This window comes from Pantoea sp. MBD-2R (assembly GCF_039134845.1).
Classification (GTDB): domain Bacteria; phylum Pseudomonadota; class Gammaproteobacteria; order Enterobacterales; family Enterobacteriaceae; genus Erwinia.
The window spans coordinates 332057-354802 of record NZ_CP152417.1 but is presented as its reverse complement, the minus strand read 5'-3'; the positions used below and the strand labels follow the sequence as shown (position 1 = coordinate 354802).

The 22746-nt window shown below is 52.5% G+C and carries 21 protein-coding genes; 7 read left to right on the top strand and 14 right to left on the bottom strand.

All coding sequences use genetic code 11. From position 1 onward, the window contains the following. The first annotated feature begins 5 nt into the window (after positions 1-5). From hilA to AAGQ96_RS01420, 5 genes are all read left to right on the top strand, one after another. Entirely contained in the window at positions 6-896 is an 891-nt protein-coding gene (gene hilA / locus AAGQ96_RS01440; protein ID WP_342754660.1) for an L-isoleucine 3(1)-dioxygenase, read from the top strand. Positions 897-958: 62 nt separating this feature from the next. Further along, positions 959-1699, top strand: a complete 741-nt coding sequence (gene hilB, locus AAGQ96_RS01435; protein ID WP_342754659.1) for a 3(1)-hydroxy-L-isoleucine 4-dioxygenase HilB — start codon at positions 959-961, stop codon at positions 1697-1699. Beyond that, positions 1687-2421 (top strand): SDR family oxidoreductase, encoded by a 735-nt coding sequence (locus tag AAGQ96_RS01430; RefSeq protein ID WP_342754657.1) that lies wholly within the window; start codon positions 1687-1689, stop codon positions 2419-2421. The genes hilB and AAGQ96_RS01430 overlap by 13 nt, the downstream gene beginning before the upstream one ends. 47 nt (positions 2422-2468) lie before the next feature. Beyond that, complete coding sequence (locus tag AAGQ96_RS01425; protein ID WP_342754656.1) at positions 2469-3725, top strand: ATP-grasp domain-containing protein; 1257 nt, start codon at positions 2469-2471, stop codon at positions 3723-3725. Positions 3726-3778: 53 nt separating this feature from the next. Beyond that, entirely contained in the window at positions 3779-5026 is a 1248-nt protein-coding gene (locus tag AAGQ96_RS01420) for an MFS transporter (RefSeq protein ID WP_147194060.1), read from the top strand. A 51-nt stretch (positions 5027-5077) separates the two neighbouring features. Here AAGQ96_RS01420 and dusA read toward each other — a convergent pair whose 3' ends face one another. Together dusA and AAGQ96_RS01410 are read right to left on the bottom strand one after the other, a co-directional pair. Beyond that, positions 5078-6073, bottom strand: a complete 996-nt coding sequence (dusA, locus tag AAGQ96_RS01415) for a tRNA dihydrouridine(20/20a) synthase DusA (RefSeq protein WP_342754655.1) — start codon at positions 6071-6073, stop codon at positions 5078-5080. Between the two features lie 118 nt (positions 6074-6191). Continuing rightward, the gene (locus AAGQ96_RS01410; RefSeq protein ID WP_342754654.1) at positions 6192-7439 is read right to left on the bottom strand and encodes a conjugal transfer protein TraF; all 1248 of its coding nucleotides are present in this window, start codon (positions 7437-7439) and stop codon (positions 6192-6194) included. Between the two features lie 469 nt (positions 7440-7908). On the opposite strand from AAGQ96_RS01410, the gene zur reads away from it, so the two are divergent. Continuing rightward, on the top strand, positions 7909-8424 hold the full coding sequence (zur, locus tag AAGQ96_RS01405) for a zinc uptake transcriptional repressor Zur (RefSeq protein ID WP_147194052.1): 516 nt from the start codon (positions 7909-7911) through the stop codon (positions 8422-8424). Between the two features lie 206 nt (positions 8425-8630). Here zur and AAGQ96_RS01400 read toward each other — a convergent pair whose 3' ends face one another. The 4 genes from AAGQ96_RS01400 to AAGQ96_RS01385 form a co-directional block, all read right to left on the bottom strand. Next, positions 8631-8840, bottom strand: coding sequence for a CsbD family protein (locus AAGQ96_RS01400; RefSeq protein WP_147194049.1), 210 nt, complete (start codon positions 8838-8840; stop codon positions 8631-8633). 240 nt (positions 8841-9080) lie between these two features. Beyond that, on the bottom strand, positions 9081-10403 hold the full coding sequence (dinF, locus tag AAGQ96_RS01395; RefSeq protein WP_342755509.1) for an MATE family efflux transporter DinF: 1323 nt from the start codon (positions 10401-10403) through the stop codon (positions 9081-9083). A gap of 108 nt (positions 10404-10511) precedes the next feature. Then, positions 10512-11120: a transcriptional repressor LexA gene (gene lexA / locus AAGQ96_RS01390; RefSeq protein WP_147194045.1), complete on the bottom strand. Its 609-nt coding sequence runs from the start codon at positions 11118-11120 to the stop codon at positions 10512-10514. Positions 11121-11213: 93 nt separating this feature from the next. Beyond that, positions 11214-11597, bottom strand: coding sequence for a diacylglycerol kinase (locus AAGQ96_RS01385; RefSeq protein ID WP_147194042.1), 384 nt, complete (start codon positions 11595-11597; stop codon positions 11214-11216). Between the two features lie 128 nt (positions 11598-11725). Here AAGQ96_RS01385 and plsB point away from each other — a divergent pair, with 128 nt between their 5' ends. Continuing rightward, positions 11726-14155: a glycerol-3-phosphate 1-O-acyltransferase PlsB gene (plsB, locus tag AAGQ96_RS01380; protein ID WP_147200488.1), complete on the top strand. Its 2430-nt coding sequence runs from the start codon at positions 11726-11728 to the stop codon at positions 14153-14155. 180 nt (positions 14156-14335) lie between these two features. Here plsB and ubiA read toward each other — a convergent pair whose 3' ends face one another. The 8 genes from ubiA to pgi all read right to left on the bottom strand — a co-directional run bounded on the left by ubiA (position 14336) and on the right by pgi (position 22682). Then, a complete protein-coding gene (gene ubiA / locus AAGQ96_RS01375; protein WP_342754653.1) occupies positions 14336-15220 on the bottom strand; it encodes a 4-hydroxybenzoate octaprenyltransferase in 885 nt (294 codons plus the stop codon). A 1-nt stretch (position 15221) separates the two neighbouring features. Continuing rightward, on the bottom strand, positions 15222-15749 hold the full coding sequence (gene ubiC, locus AAGQ96_RS01370; protein WP_342754652.1) for a chorismate lyase: 528 nt from the start codon (positions 15747-15749) through the stop codon (positions 15222-15224). A 110-nt stretch (positions 15750-15859) separates the two neighbouring features. Further along, complete coding sequence (gene psiE, locus AAGQ96_RS01365) at positions 15860-16258, bottom strand: phosphate-starvation-inducible protein PsiE (RefSeq protein ID WP_147194036.1); 399 nt, start codon at positions 16256-16258, stop codon at positions 15860-15862. A 297-nt stretch (positions 16259-16555) separates the two neighbouring features. Next, a complete protein-coding gene (locus tag AAGQ96_RS01360; protein ID WP_342754651.1) occupies positions 16556-18652 on the bottom strand; it encodes a YjbH domain-containing protein in 2097 nt (698 codons plus the stop codon). Beyond that, on the bottom strand, positions 18652-19404 hold the full coding sequence (locus AAGQ96_RS01355; RefSeq protein ID WP_342754650.1) for a capsule biosynthesis GfcC D2 domain-containing protein: 753 nt from the start codon (positions 19402-19404) through the stop codon (positions 18652-18654). The genes AAGQ96_RS01360 and AAGQ96_RS01355 overlap by 1 nt, the downstream gene beginning before the upstream one ends. Continuing rightward, positions 19401-20048, bottom strand: a complete 648-nt coding sequence (locus tag AAGQ96_RS01350) for a YjbF family lipoprotein (RefSeq protein ID WP_342754649.1) — start codon at positions 20046-20048, stop codon at positions 19401-19403. The genes AAGQ96_RS01355 and AAGQ96_RS01350 overlap by 4 nt, the downstream gene beginning before the upstream one ends. 78 nt (positions 20049-20126) lie before the next feature. Beyond that, a complete protein-coding gene (gene yjbE / locus AAGQ96_RS01345; RefSeq protein WP_147194028.1) occupies positions 20127-20375 on the bottom strand; it encodes an exopolysaccharide production protein YjbE in 249 nt (82 codons plus the stop codon). 657 nt (positions 20376-21032) lie between these two features. Next, complete coding sequence (gene pgi / locus AAGQ96_RS01340) at positions 21033-22682, bottom strand: glucose-6-phosphate isomerase (protein ID WP_147194026.1); 1650 nt, start codon at positions 22680-22682, stop codon at positions 21033-21035. Positions 22683-22746 lie beyond the last annotated feature (64 nt).

Sequence of the window (22746 nt, the reverse complement as noted above, 5' to 3'; positions counted from 1 at the left end):
ATATTATGACTGAACTCGTAGCAGTAAAGCCGAAACAGGAAGCAGTAACAGGCTCATCCAAAAATAATTTTGGATACATAGAATCAACAGATGGAAATATTAATTTCTCAATCGTGAAGAATATTATCCTTAACGGTCACCATCATGGAAATGTTCTGTACGTTATCCGAAATTATGCACAGAGTCACGTTTGCAAAGCTGTCGCTGATAATTTCAATCACGTTGTAACGCAAGATGGTGGAAATCGTCCGGACGATGGTTTTGTCCTGACGAACCAGGTGGGTGCCACCCAATTCTCACGTAATGGCGAACAGTATATTCGTGAAGTTAATCGCGTAAATCAAAGCGTCGCTGATTTGATGGCGGTAGCCGATAGCGACAGCACAGAGTCTTTATTTCTTAACAGTACTCTGGAAGCAGGGTTCCTGGAACGAGGCATCCATTTTGGCCCGGCTCGCTTTAAAAATGGCTATGCCTGTTTCGCCACTTTCCGCCGCTGGCTGGACAATGGCGTCATGTCTTTAATGCCGCATGAAGATATGGCGCAGGTAGATTTTGCGCGTGAAGATGATTTTGAGATTGCACATACCCAGACAGTCACAGCTTATAACGTTTGCCTCGAGGCCGCTAAAGGCGGTGGCCAGCTGAAGATATGGAATCTGATCCCGGATAACGAGTGCCGTGCACGACTGGGTGTAACCCGTACCGGCTATCCTTATCCGCCACATCTGCTGGAAAATACGGAATCTCTTGCCGTTCAGCTTAATGTGGGTGATCTCTACTTTATGAATGCCTGCCATTTACACGGGGTCAGTAGCGTCAGTGAAGGCAGCCGACTTACTGCGGGTCGTTTTATTGGCAAGCTTAATGATAAAAAAGTGGTTTACTGGACCTAGTCTGAAAAATTTTAATCTGGCCTTTTTCTTTTAAAAACCCGTTTAAAATGGAATCATTAATTATGGAATATGCAGAACATCTTGCCAGGCAAGGCTACGCCTTTATTCCCGGCAAACATTATCAGTCTCTTGATAATATGCAGTTTGATAATAAAGAAAGCTTTGTAAATGAGCTGGAGACATTTAAAAAAGGTTTCGAAGAGCTAACGCTTGATCCCTATTCACCGGGCAATCGTTGGCGAGGTTATGCTCAGTGTCAGAAAAACGATAAGGGGGAAATGCTTTTCGGGAAATTCACCCCCTATAAACAAACTAAAGCGTATAACCCGGATACTGGCGGTATTGTTCGTGATTATCCACTCTTGCCGGAAAATATTACGAATAACCGGTTATTACAGGCCTTGCTGGAAGACGATTTTCGTCTGGTAGAAGCTTATGAACGCTTCGCTCCGCTGGAAAGCCTGACCGTGGGTATTCATCTGTTCCGGTATGAAGCTGCTGTGGATGCTCCTGCCTACAGTTCGCCGGTATGGCTACATAAAGACGACGAAGACGTGGTTTTCGTTCATCTGGTTAATGCTTCACCCAACATGCTGGGTGGCGACAGCCTTATCGCCTCCCACCCACGCTGTATTGAACGCGTGCTGCGCCTTGAGCATCTCTTTGACACGCTGGTTGTTAATCACGACAAATTGCACGCGGTCACGCCCGTTGGCACTCGCGAAGACAGCGGCGTGGCGCAGCGCGACATCGTATTAATCACTTTCCAGCGTAATGAACAGGACGCCACATGCACAGCCTGACACACAAAGCTTTTATTACCGGCGCCTCAAGCGGTATTGGCCGTGCACTAGTGAGCGCATTTCTTGCCGAGGGTTATCAGGTTAGCGGTATCGATCGCTCACCTTCCGTCTTTGAAGGTGAAGCGGCTTATCAGCATCATCAGCTGGATATTACCGACTCCATCAGTCTTGCAGCGCTGTTTGAAGCGGCAGACTACGCCGAAACAAACAATGTGCTGCTCAACTGCGCCGGCACGCGTGAAATTTGCAGTATTGCCGACTTAACCCTGGCCCAGTGGGAAAACGTTTTTGCTCTGAACGTCACGGCCAGTTTCGTTGCCGGCCGGGCTTTTTGTCAGGAACTGGTCAAACGTCAATGCCCCGGCAACGTCGTCAATATGGCCTCAGTCTCCGGCCTGATGGGCGAACCCGATCGCACGGCCTACGTGGCATCAAAACATGCGGTCATCGGCCTGACCAAACAGCTGGCGCTGGAGTATGGCAAACATTTGATTCGGGTGAATGCTATTGCGCCGGGCGTTATTCGCACACCGCTTACTGAATCTTATTACCACGACGCGACACAGCTCGAAAAAATACAGCGCGGACAGTTTTTACCTGTCCTTGGTGAAACGTCAGATATCACAGGCGCTGCACTCTATCTCACCTCGTTACAGACACGCTTTGTTACCGGCTCCACGCTGGTGATTGATGGCGGCTGGACGCTGGGAAAAGACCTTTAATTTGCCGGGCCGCATTGATGGCCTCGCGACAACGTGTGAGAAAAGCTATGGAAAATAAATACATCTTAATTTTAGGCGGCGAGTTCGCCCTGCGTGAACGCGTTCTGGCTGGTGCACTGCGGGCTTCCGGAGGCATGCGCGTACTGACTATGGCCAAAAACCGTACTACGCCAACCATCAAGTTCTTTGATGATTATCTGCCAGGCGATGTTGCCGATGAGCACGCGGTACTGGAAGCAGTAAAAGCCTGGGAGCGTAAGACAGGCGCTACGCCAGCCGCTGCGATCCCAATGAATGACTTTACCGTGCGCGCCGCCAGCCTGGTAACCGAGCATTATGGCCTGTCCGGCAACAGCCGTGAAACGATTCATAACTGCCGCGACAAATTTGTCATGAAGCAGCTGCTTCAGGACGCGGGATTGCCTGTGCCACGCTTTGCCGCCTTCAGTACGCTGGAAGAACTAAAAAGCCACATTAAAGAGATCGGTCTGCCCGTAGTGATTAAACCGCGCGAGATGGCGGGCAGCCTGGGTGTATTAAAGATCACCCGTGAAGAGGAAATTGAGCCAGGTTTTGCCCGCAGCGTTGCTGATGTCATCTCCCTTAACGGTGAATCTCATGCGCCTGAAGATCTGTTCCAGGTTGAGGAATATATTGCTGCAACACAAGAAGTGAGCGTCGAGGTAATTAATCAGGGTGATTATCATCGCGCTATCGCCGTGACTGACAAATACCTGGGTGAAGAGCCACATTTTGTGGAAATTGGGCATAGCGTACCCTCTGTACATTCCGACAATGCGCAGCTACGCGACATTGCAGAACGCGCGTGTCATGCACTTGGCATTCATCATGGCGTGGCACATTTTGAAGCGCGTATCACCTTGACGGGCGAAATCAAAATTATTGAGGTCGGCGCTCGTACCGGCGGCGATACCATTATGGATCTGGTAGAACGTAGCTATGGTATAAATCCTTATGAACTGCATGTGCGCAGCCATCTGAACGCGCTTAAGCCGCTACCTGAAACGCTGACCTCGAGAGGGTTGAGCGCCGTGGCCTTTATTAAATCCCCCGTCGGCGTCATTGAGAAAGTTACGCTCCCCGCTACTCTGCCAGAGCATATTGTCAATATGCAGGTTACGGCTAAACCGCTGGACGTTTCGAAGAAGCTGGAGTCATGGAAAACTCGCGAAGGTTCAGTTGAGTTTTTCTGGGCCGATCGCAAGCCGAAAGAAGGTTTCCGCGAACATTTGCACACTGCGGATGAATACGCTGCTTCTCTGTTTACACTGCGTAAAGCCTGATTATTCAGGAGCCAGCCTGCCGCTGGCTCCTGTAGCAGGGCCAAGGATTTTTTATGAACGCTGATACTTTTGGTTTAAAACGTTTCGTCTTCTCGCGTTTTGTCGGCGCGCTTTGCGATCAATTTCTACTGTTTGCCGTGCCGCTGGCCATTTTAAAGGCCACCGGTTCTCTGACGTTTTCGTCACTGGCTTTTGTCATTGAATGGCTGCCGCGCATCATCTTTTTCCCACTTTCTGGCTTTATGGCTGACCGTATCAAACCACGACTGATTTTCTTTAACGTAGATGCACTGCGTGCGGCATTAATGGTCGTATCATTTTTAACGCTCTGGTGGCACCCGGGCGCAACTTTCCCCGTGCTGGCCGCCATGATGGCCTTACTCTCTGTCGCTTACGTGCTCAATTTTGTGGCGACCGACGCACTGCTGCCGCGTCATCTCTCTGCCGAGGCTTTGCCTAAAGCCCACTCGATGTTGCAGGGTGTTGATCAGATCACCATGGTACTTGGCCCTGCCATCGCCGTTGCCATTTCCGCTTATGGCGGAATAGACAGCATTCTGGTTGTTGCAGCAGTGCTTTTTGCCTTGTCGGCCATCAACTATCTGTTTCTTGAGACGCACGATCTTGAGATCACCGAAAAGATGGGTTTTGGCACCCTGATTGAATCCAACCGCACCGCCTTAAAAGTATTAAAACAGAATAAAATTCTGCTGCATCTTTGCGCCCTGACCTGGGTGGTCAACCTGGTGTATGGCGCGGCGTTGGTAGTCAGTGCAGCCGTGATACTGAAAGAGTTTACTCTGCCGGATCGCTACTTCGGCGTATTGCAGACCACCGCGGCAATTACCACCCTTGTCACCTTCTTCTTTGTGCCAAGATTTGCTAACCGCTTCGGCCTGTCGTCACTGGGGACACTCTCTTTTTGCGCCATGATCCTGGCGGGCGCCGTGATGTCGATGTCCATTGACTATGCCATGTATCTGGTTGGATATGCGGTATTGATGGCTTTTGACGGCGCGTTCAGCGTTTATCTGCGTACGATGCGGAGCCAGGCGATTCCGAAAGAACATCTGGGGAAAACGATGGGACTGATTGGGTTGATGAATATGTGTTCAGTGCCCGCCAGCGGCGCACTGGTATCGCTGCTTTCCGGCCATTTTATGCCGTTGCAAATCATTGCCATTATTTTAGTGGCGGCGCTGGTCCTCGGGCTGGTGCTCATCGTGTCAGGGCGTCGAATCTTTGGTTATCGCAGCTGGCTGCCGCCGGTAATCACCAGTGATAACACCGCGAAGCAGTGAAAATGATCGTTGGATTTCCGGGCGCTGATTACCGCGCCCGGTTTTCAAGCGTTACACCGCTGCCGGGATCTTATCCGCAACCAGCGCCAGTGCCTGCTCGACGGTTTCGATATTCGCGCCAGGCTTGTGGGCATTTTCGCTTAAATGACGACGCCACTGACGCGCGCCGGGAATGCCCTGGAACAGGCCAAGCATATGGCGGGTAATATGGCCAAGGTAAGTGCCCTGGGCCAGTTCGCGCTCAATATAAGGATACATTGAGCGGACAACCGCCACCGGATCTACCGCGGGCAGCTCGCTCCCAAACAGTTCACGGTCAACCTGGGCCAGCATGCCCGGGTTTTGATAAGCTTCGCGTCCTACCATTACTCCGTCAACGTGCTCCAGATGCACCTTTGCTTCTGCCAACGATTTCACGCCGCCATTGATTGCCATCGTCAGATGCGGGAAATCACGCTTGAGCTGGTAGACACGCTCATAGTCCAGCGGAGGAATTTCACGGTTCTCTTTCGGACTGAGGCCAGAAAGCCAGGCTTTACGCGCATGGATGATAAACATCTCGCAGCCGCCCTGCTCTGAGACTTGGCGAATGAAGTCACAGAGAAACTCGTAGCTGTCCTGCTCATCAATACCAATACGGGTTTTCACCGTAACCGGAATCGACACGCGATCGCGCATGGCCTTGATGCCATCCGCTACCAGCCCCGCTTCGCCCATCAGGCAGGCACCAAAACGGCCATTCTGAACGCGATCGGACGGACAACCCACATTCAGATTTATTTCGTTGTAGCCACGTTGTTCAGCGAGGACGGCACACTGCGCCAGCGCGGAGGGATCGAAGCCGCCGAGCTGAAGCGCAACGGGCTGCTCTTCCTGATTCCAGGCAAGATAGTCGCCTTTACCATGAATAATGGCACCGGTCGTGACCATTTCAGTATAAAGCAGCGCCTCACGGGTCAAATGACGATGGAAGTAACGGCAGTGGCGATCGGTCCAGTCCAGCATGGGGGCGACGGAAAAACGGTGGGCAGGGAAACGTTGGGTCATAAAACGCGCAAACTCTAAAAATGACGATAATGTGCGCAATGATAACACGGCTGACCGTAGCAATCATTACGCACAAAGAGGGCGGCGGACATATCGGTGATACGTCCGCCGCCAGTCATCAGAAGGTGAAGTTCAGCTGGGCAACCGCGCCCCAGGTGTTGTCATCACCTTTCATACCGGCCAGATCCAGATGCACTTTGTTATATGGCGAAATACCGAAACCCGCAGTCACAACGTTGGTGTCGTTAGATTTCAGATCGGCGCGATAACCTGCACGCAGTTGCAGCCAGCTGAGAAGACGATATTCCGCACCTACGCCCGCATACTGATTGTCACCTACCGACTTAAAGCGTTTGGTTGGCGTAGCATCCACATCCAGCGCCGCCGTTAGCTTCTCAGTGTGGTAAGAGACGCCTGGCGTAACCACTGGCGTAATCTGATAGGTATCTTTATAGCCGTTCACTTCGCGGGTATCGATATCACGTGAAATCAGGTTCTGTGCGCTTAAGCCCAGCGTCCAGTGGTCGCCAAAATCACTCGCCAGACCGGCATCAAGGTTAAAACCGGTGTTAGTGTTCTTGTAACGGCCGTTGGTGAAATCTGATTTATCGTAGTTGTAAACCGAAGCGCTGTAGTTATACAGGTAGGTTTTTTGCAGCTTTGGCGTCACGCCAACGGAAACCGGATGGCCCGCGATATTAAATTCATGCGCCACGGCAATGCCGTAATCATAAACAATCGCGCCACGTCCTAATGCAGCGGAGGTCAGACGATCCTGATCGCCTGGCAGAGGGATAGTGCTGCCATCAGCAATGCCCTGTAAATAATCGATATCGCCCTGGCTGACATCAGCCGTTACGTGTGCTGTGCCATAAGCCTTAGTGACAAACGCGAAAGGCAGGACGCTGTTGGGGACGGTAACGGCCACGGCAGCACCCGCTGTTGCATAGGCTTTGCCACCTTTAATAGCACGTAGCTGGCTCGCAAGGTCCCCTGCCGCAGCCTGAACGCGTGGATAATCAGCGATCAGCGAAAAAATATCCTGATCGGCAATATCCTGATAACGATCTACGCTGTCGGTAAGATCGTCGACTTTATCTATCAGCTTTTTTTTGTCCGACAGCTGTGCGCCCGCAGCAGGCAGAATAATACTGACGTCATCTTCTGGTTGGGCTTTGGTCATCAATGCCGGGTTAGCCAAAACTGCCGTACCGTAAGTTGAAGAAGCGACGCCCGTTCCGCCCATCGCATCGTTACGCGCATCGTAATAGTTACCGGCGGCAATGGCACTTAAGGGAGCCAGAAACAAAACGGGGAAAAACGCAGGCCGGGAGAACCTGTTCAGTTTGCTGATTTTTTTGACCATTTACCTTAAACCCTTCCAGAAAAGGAGGCAGCGCTTGATATAAGCGTGCAGCGTGCGAATGTCTGCATCATGACGATAAAGACGACAAGTCATTGCCAGGAATTCAGTAACAATGCGGGGGTTTTTCTGCTCATTGAGGAATGATTTATCTGCTATCTGCCTAATTGATAAGCATATTGCTGAATGTTGATTCGCTGAACATTCAGAAACCCTTATATAAAAAGTAGACAGGAACATTTCAGCCTGCAATCGCAATTTTACAAATCCTTAAAAAACTACTGGTACGGAAAAATGTTCGCTGCTCTGAACGTTCCCGGATAACGATGAAAAAGGATTACAACCAGACATTGCTGGAGTGATATGGGCGTTTTTTGTGCGGCGAAAAGCGAGGGAACCCGGCGATGGGGAGATTCGGCGTTTTGCTGCCTCTGTGATAACATAACACTCTGATCCAGCCTGGGGGAAAGTTATGAACGTAAGCAGTCCTGAAAAAATCTTGTCGCAGGCAGAAGCTATCTGTCTACAGCGCAATGTCAGGTTGACGCCTCAGCGCCTGGAAGTGCTCCGCTTGATGAGCCAACACCATGGGGCAATCAGCGCCTATGACCTGTTGGATCTGTTGCGAAGCAGCGAGCCGCAGGCAAAACCGCCAACGGTCTATCGCGCGCTGGATTTCCTGCTGGAACAGGGGTTTGTGCATCGGGTTGAATCAACCAATAGCTATGTCGTCTGCCATCATTTCGAACAGCCCTCCCATACTTCGGCAATGCTTATCTGCGATCGCTGCGGCGCGGTAGCTGAACAACATGCAGAAGGCGTCGAAAATATTTTAAAATCACTGGCCCTGAGCACGGGCTTTGCGCTGGCCAATAGCGTGATTGAAGCGCATGGATTATGCAAAAAATGTGTGGAAGTTGAAGCCTGTCAACACCATGATGCCTGCCAGCACGATCATACCGTAACAGCAAAAAAACGCGGGCGTTGATTAGGGGATATATCAGAAAGGATTAAGTGGCACCGTCCTTGTGCCTTGCCAGGAACTTCTTCCTGCTACGCTTAAGTGCTTTCAGCGCTGTACAGGTTCAGAACAGTGGTAGGAGCACCGTCCCGAACCCTGAGTTACCTGCTGAAAGCTGTCAGGACAGTACGGGGAGCACTGCCTGGCACTTGCCTGTAGGCTATTGAAGGCGGTCAGAAACGATGGTCGTTGGTGCTTTCCCAGTCGCTGACTTCTTTTTCCGCCTGGTCTTTAGCATAACCGTAGCGTTCCTGGATTTTGCCCACAAGCTGATCGCGTTTACCTTCTACGACAGTCATATCATCGTCGGTCAGCTTGCCCCATTTTTCTTTCACTTTACCTTTTAACTGCTTCCAGTTACCGCCGGCTTCGTCTTTATTCATTTTTTGCTCCTTACCTTAGGTTTTAACAGTTCTTGGCTTTCGTTTCAGCAAAACGACTTGCAGCAACATAAAACGCTGCTTAAGTGCTTAACGTACAGATAATTGTAGTAGAAGATGGCGACTTTGCCTAGCTGAACGCTATTTTTAGGTTAAAAAATTTTGCAACAGCGGCGCAGAAAACAGAAAATATTTGGTATATCAGTGACTAGCGAAGCGGCAGGCAAGAAGTTACAAATTCTGTCAGGGCGTAAACCAGCTGTTATGTCGCCAGTGGTAGCGCCAAATTGCCCATAAGGAAAGCCCGCGTAAAGTCAGAAAAACGGTGACGGCCAGCCATAAAGCATGATTACCCAGCGAAGGCACCAACAACAGCGTTGCGCCATAACCCAATGCGGCTATCACCATGCCGTTGCGCATTTCACTGGCTCGCGTAGCGCCAATAAACATGCCATCCAGCAGATAGCACCATACGCCGCAGATCGGCAACAGAATTTGCCAGAACAGATAGCGATCGGCTTGCTGTTGCAGTTCAGGAAGTGAGGTAAGTAGCGCAACAATATGCGTACCTGCCAGCGCATAGATAACCGAAAACATCAGCGCGACCAGGCCAGCCTGACGACAGGCTGCCTGCCAGACGACCAGAAGCTTTTGAGCATCCCGTGCGCCCCAGGCTTCGCCAGAGCAAGCTTCAACCGCATAGGCAAAACCATCGAGCGCATAGGCAGTGAAGGTCAGAAACATCAGTAAAACAGCGTTAACGGCTACTGTATCGCTACCCAGCCTCGCGCCAAAGAAGGTCAGCGAGACAAAGCAGAGTTGCAGGAGCAATGAGCGCAGCATAATGTCACGATTAAGCCGCAGCAAACGACCAACATTGCCTCGCCAGGCCGTTTTTAGCAGGGGAAAAGAGACGCCGCGCATTTTCAGAACGTGCCATACCATAACCAGCCCGACCATCAACGTGACGTATTCGGCAATCGCGGTTGCGGCTGCTGCGCCCTCAACGCCCCACTTCAATCCGATGACAAACCACAGGTCGAGCAGAACATTCACCAGGTTACCCACCACCAGCAGAACAACAGGCGCACGCGCATACTGAACGCCTAACAGCCAGCCGAGCAGCACAAGGTTAGCCAGCATTGCCGGCGCGCTCAGCCAGCGAATATGCATGAACAGTGCCGCCTGATGCAAAACGTCACTGTTCCCGCCAACCAGCGACAGAGCAAGATGAGTAAGGGGAGTTTTAAAGAGGATAAAAGCCAGCCCGGCAAACAGCGCGATCAGCAAAGGCTGCATCAGCGCCCGAGCTAATGCGGGTTTGTCATTAGCGCCAAATGCCTGAGCGGTCAGACCGGTGGTGCTCATCCGTAAAAACAGCAGCAGCATAAACAGAAAGCTGGTGGTCGTTGTTCCTACTGCGACGCCGCCCAGGTAAACGGGACTGTCCAGATGGCCAATAACGGCAGTATCAACCAGGCCCAGCAGCGGCACGGTAATATTGGAAAGGATCATCGGCAGCGCCAGCCGCCAGAGGTGTTTGTCTGAGGAGGTTATTAATCGCATCATCATCCACTGCGCGACAGGATTACATTAGCGGTCCACAGCCGAACGGGACATTACGGCCAGAGGAGACGCGCCGCGGGAGCAACGGCGCGTACAAAACAGGGAAGCTTAAAGCCAGTTGCCGTTGCGGATAACGCCGACGGCCAGCCCTTCAATTGAGAAAGTCTGCTGACGCAGATCGACAACAATTGGCTGAAATTCACTGTTTTCAGGCAGCAGTTGAACAATATTACCCTGCTTTTTCAGCCGCTTGACGGTGACTTCATCGTCAATGCGCGCAACCACGACCTGACCGTTACGCACGTCCTGCGTTTTATGCACGGCCAGTAAATCACCATCCATAATACCAATATCTTTCATCGACATGCCGCTAACGCGCAGCAGGAAATCAGCGCCAGGCTTAAACAAATCGGGATCGACCTGATAATGCCCTTCAATATGTTGTTCAGCCAGCAGCGGTTCGCCCGCCGCAACGCGTCCAACCAGCGGCAAACCGCCTTCTTCTTCCATCATCAGGCGGATACCGCGTGATGCGCCAGAAACAATTTCGATGACGCCTTTACGCGCCAGCGCTTTCAGATGTTCTTCAGCCGCATTCGGGGAACGGAAACCGAGCTGCGTGGCGATCTCTGCCCGTGTCGGTGGCATACCGGTCTGGTTAATATGGTCGCGAATCAGGTCGTAAACCTGCTGCTGCCTTGCCGTTAGTGCTTTCATCCCGCCCCCTGGTTGTTTATACAGTCGACTGTGAGTATATACAGGTATTTGCCGGTTGAAAACTATAAAGTTGAGTAAAAAACGACTGTTACGTTAATTTTGGAAAACATGCCGCAAATGAGGAATCAACAGCATTACCCAAACAAAAAGAGCCAGTAGAGTAGCCAGTAACACCGCAGCGGAGCCCATGTCTTTTGCGCGGCCGGCAAGCGGATGAATATCGCTGCTGATGCGGTCGACTACTGCTTCAATGGCGCTGTTAAGAAGTTCGACGATGATGACCATAATGACGGACCCCACCAGCAGTACACGGGTTATCGCGTCTACGTCCAGCCAGCAGGCAATCAGAATGGCGGCAAGCGCCGCTAACGATTCCTGCCTGAAAGCGGCTTCGTGCTGCCAGGCCGCGCGCAGACCTTTCCATGAGTAGCCCGCAGCTTTAATGATGCGAGTCAAACCAGTGACGTTATTTGCCATAATCAGGGAACCCTTTGTAAAGTTTAGCGTCAATGTGTGGGTGCAGCACATTTTGCAACACCACAGATCTCACTGGCGCTTTCTGGTATGCTTGCGGCGCTTTGCTAACAAGAGGCTTCATGTTGTCTATGTCAGGTTGGCGTAACTTATATTATAACCTATTGAATTTACCCGTTAAATTTCTGGTAAAGAGTAAGGCGATCCCCGCCGAGCCGGTCGCTGAACTGGGACTCGATACGTCGCGTCCTATTATGTACGTGCTGCCGTACGATTCAAAGGCCGATCTGCTGGCGCTGCGTGAGCAATGCCGCAAAGAGGATCTGCCCGATCCGCTGGATCCGTTAGAAATCGACGGTACGGTGTTGCCACGTCATGTGTTTATCCATGATGGCCCACGCGTGTTCCCTTACTTTGTGCCAAATCTGGAATCGGTCAAGCTGTTCCATGAGTACCTGGATCTGCACCGCAGCAACCCGCTGCTCGATGTGCAGATGGTGCCCGTTTCCGTCATGTTTGGCCGTGCGCCAGGCCGCGAAGTACAAGGGGATGAGCAACCGCATCTGCGCGTGTTGAACGGCATCCAAAAGTTCTTTGCCGTCCTGTGGCTGGGACGCGACAGCTTTGTGCGTTTCTCACCCATGGTCTCTCTACGCCGTATGGCGACGGAACATGGCACTGACAAATCTATCGCGCAGAAGCTGGCTCGCGTAGCCCGTATGCACTTCGCTCGTCAGCGACTGGCTGCGGTTGGCCCGCGCCTGCCGGTACGTCAGGATCTGTTCAGCAAGCTGCTCCAGTCCAAAGCCATTGCCAAAGCGGTGGAAGATGAAGCGCGCAGCAAGAAAATTTCCCACGAAAAAGCCCAGCAGAATGCCGTTGAGCTGATGGAAGAGATCGCCGCCGACTTCTCTTATGAGGCGATCCGTCTTACGGACCGCATCATGGGCTGGACGTGGAGCAAGCTCTATCAGGGCATTAACGTTAATGGCGGTGAACGCGTGCGTCAGCTGGCACAGGACGGCCACGAAATCGTCTATGTTCCCTGCCATCGCAGCCACATGGACTATTTGCTGCTTTCGTACGTGCTTTATCACCAGGGTTTGGTGCCGCCGCACATCGCTGCCGGCATCAATCTTAATTTCTGGCCTGCCGGTCCGATCTTCCGCCGTCTGGGCGCCTTCTTTATCCGTCGTACCTTTAAAGGCAACAAGCTCTATTCCACCGTCTTCCGCGAATATCTGGGCGAGCTGTTCACCCGTGGCTATTCGGTCGAGTACTTTGTTGAAGGCGGGCGTTCCCGTACCGGTCGCCTGCTGGATCCGAAAACCGGCACGCTGTCGATGACGATTCAGGCGATGTTGCGCGGCGGTAATCGTCCTATCACGCTGGTGCCTATCTACATCGGCTATGAGCACGTGATGGAAGTGGGAACCTACGCGAAAGAGCTGCGCGGTGCGACTAAAGAGAAAGAAGGCTTTATGCAGATGCTGCGCGGCCTGCGTAAGCTGCGCAACCTCGGTCAGGGCTATGTGAACTTCGGTGAACCGCTGCCGCTGGTCAATTACCTCAACACCCATGTGCCCGAGTGGCGCGACTCTATCGATCCTATCGAGGCACAACGTCCGGCCTGGCTGACGCCAGCGGTGAATGACATTGCTCAAAGCGTGATGGTGCGAATTAACAACGCTGGTGCGGCAAACGCCATGAACCTGTGCGTTACCGCCCTGCTGGCTTCACGGCAGCGTTCACTGACCCGCGAGCAGCTGACGGAACAGCTGGACTGCTACGTACAGCTACTGCGTAACGTGCCTTACTCGCCAGACTCAACCGTGCCGGACATGACGCCAGAAGCGTTGCTGGACCATGCCCTGAGCATGAATAAGTTTGAGATTGAGCAGGACAACATTGGTGAAATCATCGTTCTGCCACGCGAGCAGGCGGTGCTGATGACCTATTACCGCAATAACATTCACCATATGCTGGTGATGCCGTCGATCATTGCAGTGATGCTGATGCAGCATCGCGAACTGAGCCGTGCAGAGCTATTGCGCCAGGTCAGCGTTATTTACCCAATGCTGAAAAGCGAGCTGTTCCTGCACTGGAACAAAGAAGATCTGCCAGGCGTACTGGATGCGTTGGTTAGCGAGATGGCCCGTCAGGGCTTGCTGACTGCCGACGAGCAAACGCAGACGCTGCGTCTCAGCCCGGCACATTTCCACACGCTTCAGCTGCTGGCAGCTGGCGTGCGTGAAACGCTACAGCGCTATGCCATCACCTTCTCAATCCTCAGCGCAAACCCGTCGATAAACCGCGGTACGCTGGAGAAAGAGAGCCGGACAATGGCTCAGCGTCTGTCAGTGCTGCACGGCATCAACGCGCCAGAGTTCTTCGATAAAGCAGTGTTCTCGACGTTAGTGCTGACGCTGCGCGATGAAGGCTATATCAGTGATACTGGCGATGCGTTGTACGAGCAAACGCATAAGGTTTACCAGATGCTGGCCGATCTGATTTCGCAGGAAGTGAGAATGACGATTGAAAGCGCGCTCGTGCACGAGTAGCTGAGCGTTTTGACTGCTGAGAAACGCGAGCCTGGAACAAAGCGCGCTGGGCCATGGACGGCTCAGGATGAGCTGCCACGGATGCCGCTTTTTGCGTCTTTGTGAAAGGCTCGTGTTTTTGTGCCAGCACTATGCCAGCACCTTCAGGGCCTTAGACGGCCCTTTTTTATTGCCTGAAATTTAAAGCCAGTTGGCGAGCGGTGCGCTGCTCAGTGCAATACCGATAAACAGTACCAGACCCACGTAGTTGTTATTCAGAAAAGCCTGGAAGCAGGCTTCACGTTCTCGTGCGGCAATCAGCCTCTGCTGATGGAGGAACAGCGCGCCGGCCAGCAGTAATGTCCAGTAAAAAGGCCCGCCCAACTGCATCATCCAGCCAATCAGCGCCATCAGCACCAGCGTGGCAAATTGCAACAGTCCGATAATCAGCTTATCGAAACGTCCAAACAGAATAGCCGTTGATTTAACGCCAATTTTCAAGTCGTCGTCCCGATCCACCATCGCATATTGCGTGTCGTACGCGACGGTCCAACAGATATTGGCCAGGAACAGCAGCCAGCATGCAAGCGGCACCGATTCGCTTACCGCAGCCCAGCCCATTGGAATCGCCCAACCAAATGCCGCGCCGAGCACCACCTGAGGCAGATGGGTATAACGCTTCATAAAAGGATAAACCCAGGCCAGCGCCAGCCCGCCAAACGACAGCAGAATGGTCATGGTATTCATGGTCAGCACCAGACAGAATGAGACCAGCACCAGTCCGGCAAACAGCAGTTTTGCCTCTTTCGAACTGACGGCACCGCTTGGCATTGGGCGCTGCTGCGTCCGCTTCACGTGTCCATCGATTTTACGGTCGGCAAAATCATTCACCACACAGCCTGCGGCACGCATAAAAAATACGCCCAGCACAAACACCAGCAGCACGTTCAGCGGCGGGATTTTCAGGTCAGCCAGCCACAGCGCCCATAAGGTCGGCCATAGCAGCAGCAGCGATCCAATCGGCTTATCAATACGCATCAGACGGCTGTAGGCCTGGAATTTATTCACGGGTAAAGACTTCTCCATACTACGGGTTCCTTTCGGCCTGCGATGCCCGATAAATCGGTGCTGGCGGTAAAAACAGTTCAGTCAGTAACAGCGGTTTGCCGGAGAGACGCAGCAGTGAGCGACGTCCCCACAGACCATCAATTCGTCCCGGCTCAATAAAGTCGCGGCTCAGGCTTGACGAGGTAAACAGGTAGCGGCCCAGGGGGCGGGTGCCCAACTGTTGTAGCATCTGTTCCGGCCCCTGCAACGTAGATTCAGGCAGAACCGTTCGCGCAGCCAGCCAGGGTTCACCATCGCCGCACAGCAGGATCTCTCGCAACCAGTAGCGCGACGCCGGTGGCAGTAAAAGCGCTTCGGGTGCCGCTTCCTCTGCACTGATAAAGCCTTCCCGCACGATTTCAACCGTCACTTTTTGACAGTGACGCTCAAAACGGCGGGTCATTGAATCCTCCTCAAGAAGCCAGTCCAGCACGGAAGCGGGCAATTCAGGTGAGGAGACAGGTAGCCATTCGATGGCGCGCAGTTGTGTTAGCGCGTGCTCGGCCATTGCGCTTCTCCGGGCAAAATTAGGGTGCCCTAGTGTAACGCAGAGCTGAAGAGAGAACACAGAATGCCGGTCTGAATTAGTTTGAAAGGCCTCTCAGAACGGCACAACGGCTACTCTCTTTTCAAGCGGTTGCTGTTCGCCAGCCACAGCGTGACGACCAGAATCAGGATGGCAATGGAATAAGCCAGCGTATCGAACGGGTTTTTATGGTCGACGATAATCAGGCGGATAATCGCCGTGATGCCGATATACACAAAGTAGCGCAGCGGAAAATGGTAGCCGGACTGGAAATATTTCACGATCAGCGCAATAAACTCGAAATAGAGAAAGTAAATTACGATCCCTTCAATCAGCAGATAGGAAGAGGTTTGCTCACCCGTATTCAACAGGACATTGGCGAGATGAAAGGTTTCCTTTCCTAAAAAAATAGCCAAAATGCAGGCCAGAAAAATCAGTCCTACATTCAGGACCATTTGTAATACCCAGGCAATACGCGTGGCGGTAATCATGCAAACATCCTCTGAAGTCACGTTGACATGCCAGAACAAGCCTTCTGACAGGCACAATATGCTTTAGTGTGAGCAAGTTCACAAGTTCTGCCGTATGGCGCGAGGAAAGACGAAGAATGGGCGCAAGACGGCTGACACACTCAAAGGGCGAGGAACATGATTCTGAGACACAGCGTCCCGGGCCAGGGACGGCCCAGCCCGGACGCCGCTCTTTACATCTTTGTGGAACAGGTTTCGCGTCAGCGCTATGTTAACAATCTCAGGGCGAATCGCTTCGCCCCTCAAACGGCTGACAAACTAGCGGAAATCTTTATCCCGATCGGTCGTCATATCATACAGCTGGTATTTACGACCCAGCATCTGGCCACCGTCACGCGTTAGCGGCGTCCAGTTAACCTGTGCACGACCACGCGTTGGCGTCGCGGTAAACAGATCCATTGGAATCGAAATATAGAAGCCTTTGGTGAAGTCACCCTCGCCATATTCTTCTGCCGAAACGTTGGTTTTGGTCGCGTAAGCCCCCACAATCACGCCGCTGTCGAACTGACGTGAAATATCGACGGTTGCGCCTTTATCTTCTGCCAGATACTGCCCAACGCTCGCCTTCACCAGCACCTGGTGGTTGAAGAAGGAAGGACGCCAGTAGGCTGTCAGATTACCGACTTTCGCATTGTAGTCGGTGAACTGCATCATATTGTCCCAGTCACGCTGCTTCACGTAGTTGGCATCAACACCGAACGCCCAGTCAGAGTCAAGCGGACGATAAAGCACTTCGCCCCCAACGCCGCCGTACATGGTTTCCAGATAACCGCCGTATACCTGCCCATAGAAGCCGTTGCCAAGCGCATGCATATAGTTGGCTTGCAGGTTATTCACGTAAACGTTGTTTTCTACGTAGTCACGAATATGGGTACGAACACGCGGCAGCGAAGAGTCCGCAGGTGCGCCGTTATAAGTAAACTTATCGTAGTTGTTGGTCAGGTTGCCAAATACGCTGCCGTCGATCAGTAAGTGATCGGTCAGCCAGTAGCTGGCGCTGCCCATCACCCCCAGCTGGTACAGATAGAAGCTTTCCGGGCCGCCGACGGACTGGTTAAGCACCGGCGACAGGCTATAGCTGAAGCGGTCTGCATCAATGTAGTAACCCTGCTCGGTATGGCCTGGATCGACAGGTTCTACGCGCTTCTGATCGAGCATTTTTTCTTTGCCCAGCGGATACCCTTCCAGCTGCTGGCGAAGGCTGTCGACGTCAGTTTCGGTCGTCACCTGAGGCATGTGGCTACGGGTTTCAGTCACGCTGAGTTTAGTGACATTTGCCGGCAGGTTGTTCATCAGGATCACGTTAGCGCGATCGACGCCTTCCTGAGTATTACGGTATTTCGACTGCTGACCGGTCACATACATCGTATCGCCGTTTACCTGCACGTCCGGGCCATTCAGACCCGCATTATATTTCAGGTCGGTCAGCTGATTAGCAACAACGGTCGGCTCCAGAAACTCGCCCTGAGGCTGAGGCTTATAAGCGGGCTTCGGCGAGTCGATGGAGGCGGTGTGCAAATCGTTAAAGTTGGTACGCAGCGTGAAGCCTGCCATCAGCGTATTACCGCGCTCATAGCTGACGTTAACGTCTGCCCAATCGGTAATGCGGTAGATCGCCCCTACGTTGACCTTGCTTTTCTGCTCCAGGCGACCGGCGAAATCATCCTGATAATCGTTGCCTTCATATTCCACTTTCAAACGCAGTGGCTGCCACGGCGTCTGATATTCGATACCGCCAAAAATAGCGGCGGGCCCCTTAAAGAGGTCTTTGTCGCTGACTGAGCCTGCGGTGCCGTTAGTATTAGAGCGGTAGCAATAGCTGCTGTCGGCCTGACAGAACGGGTTTTTCACCGTACCGCTGTTGCCGAGATAACCAAAGCCCAGTCCCATGGTGAAATCAAACGGTCCCCACGCTTTGGTGGCCACCAGATATTCACTGTCGAACAAGCCCGTACCGCCGAGGTCTTTTGCCCCAACGGAAACTTCCGGCAGCCAGTAGCCTTCCTGCCACAGACGCGCTTTCAGATCGAAGGCCTTATCTTTATAGCTCTGGGTACCGCTGAAGCTGTCCACGGCGCTGTAGCGACGGGTTTTCACATCGGTATAGCGGATGGTGGCTTCCAGCCAGGGAAACAGCTGCACTGAAGAAGAATAGAAACGATATTGATCGTTATAGCGATAGTTCAGGCTGAATTCGCCATCTTTTGCCATTCGCGCCGTCGGCACCTGTAGCAGACCCACGCCGCCGAAATCGGACTGTGAAGGCCCCACAGGATCGGGATAGGTGGCAGCCTGAGCCTGACAGGCGCAGGCAACAGATATCGCCAGCAGGCTGAGAAGATAGGTTTTTTTCATCAGTCAGGGATCCGGTGCGTCAAGACAGAAACAATCTGCTGGTTAAGATCGGGTTGATCTGGCAGCGACCATGAAGAGAAGCCGACGTAAATCGTGCTGCCTGCCTCAGGCTCAACGTGACGGCGGTTCCAGTAAGCAACCGGCACCTCCTGCACTTTGCCCTCGGGCGAAATCAGCACGATAAAATTACGCTCGGCACCGCTCAGATTTGGGTGCGCGTCGAGGTAATCCACCACGCTGTGTCCCGCTACCCATGGCGTTTTGCCACTGCCGCTGACCACACCGGCAATTCTGATCGTGCCCGGCTTTTGCAGGGTATAAACGCTGTAGTCACCTTCCAGCCGACGATTCTCTTCCGGGCGGATACGCACCCAGTCCGGATCCAGATTGGCGAGCTGCCGACCGGTGACTTTCACCTCGGCAATTTGCTGCCAGAGGTTATCGACCACGGCCGCTTTCTCAGCATCGTTATCGGCACGCAGCTCACTGCTCCAGCTTTTCAGCCGTGCCAGCAGCTGCTGCTGTTCCTGCACCGCTACCGCCGTCGCCAGCTTTTCGCTGATGACCGTACCGGGCCACCAGGTTTTGCCATTTAAGGCCGGGCTGGCGACCAGCTGTGACAGATTCTGCGCATGGCTGATGACGGCAGTTTGCGTTTGGCCCGGAGAGTAAACGGTGACCTGGCTGTCCGCATGGGCGCTCAGCGCCGTGCAGGCCGTAAGTCCTGCGAGGAGTAATGTTATTTTTTTCATGATTTCGCAGGCTTCAGAATGGTGGTTTCTATGAAGAACTTGTCGCCGCCCAGCGATTGCTGCGCCTGGCGAACCTGCCCGGTGGTCGTATCAATCCAGAAGGTGTTTGTCCAGGACTTGCCGCTAACAGGCAGCGTGACTTCTTCCTGCCAGACGCGACAGGCTACGCGATTCCCGGCCAGCGTCAGTATTTCATCCGGTTGACGATTAAAGCGTGAGACGGCAGTTCCCGCACGGAACTTACCGGCTTCAGACCAGCTGAGCGTACGCGTCCAGCTTGCGCCTTCCGTCAGATGCAAAGCATCTGCCAGCGGATCCTGCTCAAGATTGGTCACTTCAGACAGGTTGTCGCTCAGTCCCGCGGTTTTAACCAGGCGGCCATGCTGAGTAACTAACATCGAACGGTCACGAGTTACCCATTTTTGCTGGCCATTTTCGTCAAAGCCCAGCACAACAAAAATGCGCTGTCCCTGATTAAGACGCAGGTACATGCTGGCATAAGGCAGGCTCTGTACCTGTTCATCACTTACCTGGACATCATCAGGGCCCAGAAGCGCGAGTTTTACCGTCTCGGTCAGGCCTTTTTGTGTTTGAGTACAGCCCTGGAGAAACAGGCATAAGAACAGCAGTGGAATGTAGCGCACCGGTGAGTCCCTGAATAAAAGTCTGACAATCTCAAAAAATAACCACACGAGCGTGTGGTTATGATTAATTAACCGAACTTAGCGAGTTGTACTCGTTGTGGTTGTGGTGGTGGTTCCGGTATTAGAACCGTTGCCGCCGCTGCTTGCTGCCAGCGCAACGCCAACCAGTGCGCCAAGCGCACCCACACCCACTGCCGTGGTCGTCCCGGCGGAAAGCGTTCCCGCAGAGGCGCCCGCAGCGGCACCCGCTTCTTCAGTCGCGGCGAACGCGGCAGAAGCACTTGCTAAGTACACGATGGCTGCAGCAGCACATAAGACTTTTTTCATACACTTTCCCTTCATTAAATGAATGGATAACCCGCCTGAAGGGTTTCAGGCGGGGTCATTATAAGGCAATAAATTACCAGAATTCAGGGCAGTAACGAGGGGCGAAGCGAAGGATTTTTCCTGACAATAGCGGGACGTTTTTAAGCCAACGAAGCGACATTTGACCGGATATTGTGATATCGCGCTATTTATGACTGGATTAGCACCGCAATTTAGCGCCATTAACTAACAATTCTGATTAAAGAGCGGTTTCAGGCGGAAAAACACCCTTTTGGCCCTTATTAACCATAAAGACGCCATATTTCATGATGTTAACCTTTTCATTACTGCTTTCTCACCCGAAAACAGCCGTGACGGATTAAGAATTGTCCGTCCGTTTTTTTGCTTATTTGGCAGTATTTTAGGAATATCCTTAACCTCTGCCTTGCCATTTCAGCAATGAATGGTGGTAAAGCAAATGCGTTTTTGTGCTTTCTTCGGGCTGGCACCGCGCCTGATGCGCCTAAACGCAGGAAGGATATTTCTGTCAATCAGGACCAAAAATAGTTAAAGGTGGATCTGATTGTTGTTTTAAAACGCACGGCATAAAAAACAGCAAGGCCGGAGATGTTGCCTCCGGCCCCGTAAACTGAGAATTAGCCTATGCTAAATACCGCATTAACCGCGCCAGTTTTTATAGAGATTAATCAATCCGTTAGTCGAGCTGTCGTGGCTGCTGACCTGCTCGCTGCCGGATAGCTCAGGCAGAATACGGTTAGCCAGCTGTTTACCTAACTCTACGCCCCACTGATCGAAGGTGAAGATGTTAAGAATCACGCCCTGAGTAAAGATCTTGTGTTCATACAGCGCAATCAACGCGCCCAGACTGAACGGCGTGATGTCGCGCAGCAGAATGGAGTTGGTTGGACGGTTGCCTTCGAACACTTTAAACGGAACGATATGCTCAACGGCCTTCGCTTCCTGGCCCGCATCAGCAAACTCTTTTTCAACGGTTTCGCGAGACTTACCAAACGCCAGCGCTTCGGTCTGAGCAAAGAAGTTCGACAGCAGCTTGGCGTGATGATCGCCCAGCTTGTTATGGCTGTTCGCTGGCGCAATGAAATCACACGGAACCAGTTTGGTGCCCTGATGGATCAGCTGGTAGAAAGCATGCTGACCGTTGGTACCCGGCTCGCCCCAGATAATCGGGCCCGTTTCGTAGGAAACAGGATTGCCGTTGCGATCGACATATTTGCCGTTCGATTCCATGTTGCCCTGCTGGAAATAAGCGGCAAAGCGGTGCATGTACTGATCGTAAGGCAGGATCGCTTCGGTTTCCGCACCGAAGAAATTGTTATACCAGATCCCAATCAGCGCCAGAATCACCGGCAGGTTCTGCTCGGCAGGCGTGGTTGAGAAGTGGTTGTCCATGGCGTGCGCGCCGCTTAACAGCTTTTCGAAATTATCAAAGCCGATGGACAGAATGATCGACAGACCGATCGCTGACCAGAGCGAGTAACGCCCGCCAACCCAGTCCCAAAACTCGAACATATTCGCCGTATCAATACCAAACTCACCGACTGCTTTAGCATTGGTAGAGAGTGCGGCAAAGTGCTTCGCGACGTGTTGCTCATCGCCTGCCGCTTTCAGGAACCAGTCGCGCGCGCTGTGGGCGTTGGTCATGGTTTCCTGGGTGGTGAAGGTTTTTGACGCCACCAGGAACAGCGTGGTTTCCGGGTTAAGATCTTTTACGGTTTCCGCAATGTGCGTGCCGTCAACGTTGGACACGAAATGCATATTAAGGTGGTTTTTATACGGACGCAGCGCCTCTGTGACCATAAACGGACCCAGATCCGAGCCGCCGATACCGATATTGACCACGTCGGTAATCGGCTTGCCGGTATAGCCTTTCCATTCACCGCTAATAATGCGCTCAGAGAAGGATTTCATCTTCTCCAGTACCGCATTCACTTCCGGCATAACGTCTTTGCCGTCCACCTTGATTGGCGTATTGCTACGGTTACGCAGCGCGACGTGCAGTACGGCGCGATCTTCGGTGCGGTTAATTTTCTCGCCAGAGAACATGGACTTGATGGCGCCCTGTAGATCGGTTTCTTTTGCCAGGTCCTGGAGCTTCGCCAGCGTTTCACTGGTAATGCGGTTTTTAGAGAAGTCCACCAGCATCAGATCGTCGAAGGTGGCAGAAAAATTCGCGAAACGGTTGCCATCTTTGGCGAACAGATCGGCGATTTGTACCTCTTTCATCTCTTCAAAATGCTGCTGCAACGCTTGCCAGGCAGCGGTTTGTGTCGGATTGATATTTTTCATAGCAACACACTCTTTTTTATTTAAGAACCGTAAATCAGACCGGACGCCATGTTACCTGTTACCT